The organism is Desulfovibrio sp. 1188_IL3213 (assembly GCF_036763145.1).
In the GTDB taxonomy this organism is placed as follows: domain Bacteria; phylum Desulfobacterota; class Desulfovibrionia; order Desulfovibrionales; family Desulfovibrionaceae; genus Desulfovibrio.
The window spans coordinates 1-1,085 of sequence record NZ_JBAIYR010000609.1; the positions used below are offsets into that span (position 1 = coordinate 1).

A 1,085-nucleotide genomic window follows, 5' to 3' on the forward strand; every position below is an offset into this window, starting at 1 on the left:
CGTGAAGAGCGGCGTTCGCGCTCTTCGCCCTGCCGACGCGCGCCGCCGGGGCCACGCTCAATGGTTATGCCCGCCTCGGCGGCCAACTGTTCAAGTGTTTCCTTAAAGTCCAGCCCGTTGATGCGGCTGTAAAAATCGAAAATATCGCCCGAAGCGTGGCAGCCGAAGCAATAAAACAGGCCCTGGTCCTCGTTGACGGAAAAGGACGGCTTTGTTTCCTGATGAAAAGGGCAGGGCGCCACCCAGCGCGGGCCGTTGCGCTTCAGCTCTACATAGCGGCGCACAACGTCCACAATATTCATGCGCTCCTTGATGGCGCGTATGGCATCCCTGGACTGCATTGGCAGATAATCTTCCTTTCCGCTTTGCCGGAAAAACTGTTTGTGCGCCTGCTGGGCAGGGCGCTTGCGCAGTGCGCAGACAAATCGGCAGACAGCTTCCAACCCTGCCGCATGTGGCACGGGTGATTTTTATGATGCCTGCGCTGCGCAACGGATTTCTTCCATTGACGGGCGCAGAAGCATTTTTGCTGCACTGACGGTGCTTTCGTCCATGCGCCGTGATCACGCCGGGTACTGTCCGTTTTTTGGTAATGCGTTTGGCTGCAAGCAGCTCCTGAACAATGTACCGTTGGAAATTATTTTTTAAATTTTACGGCGGCGGCAGCGACGCACAATGGCGCAAACACACGACGCCACTGCCTTTACGCGCAAAACCTTGTGGTAACGGCTGCACTCACATGCGCCCTTGTGTCGTGTACCCTTGTGTCGGGCGTCTGCCCGTCGCATCGCCGGAGTAATTTATTTTACTCTTGTTTTATCGCAGGATTACAATGGTCATGCCGTCGCCGCCCCTGTCTTCGGGGGCCAGGCAAAAGCTTTCCACAGCCGGAAAGGCGCGCAAAAAATCATGAACCTGACGCCTCAACGCCCCCGTACCGCGTCCGTGAACAACCTCCACTTCCCGAAAACCGGCCAGCAGCGCCTTGTCCATAAACTGTTCCAGTTCCGCAAGGGCAACATCAGCACGAAGCCCGCGCATGTCAAGGCGCAACGAGGCGCCGCCGGCTGCCCCGGCGGGCCGTG

General features: G+C 57.8%; 2 protein-coding genes. Both read right to left on the bottom strand.

The window, feature by feature from the left end:
• On the bottom strand, nt 1-341 hold a 341-nt coding region (locus V6C16_RS13985), incomplete at its 3' end, for a CHC2 zinc finger domain-containing protein (RefSeq protein WP_333543521.1).
• Between the two features lie 475 nt (nt 342-816).
• A partial coding sequence (locus tag V6C16_RS13990; protein ID WP_333543522.1) for a Smr/MutS family protein occupies nt 817-1,085 on the bottom strand: 269 nt, incomplete at its 5' end.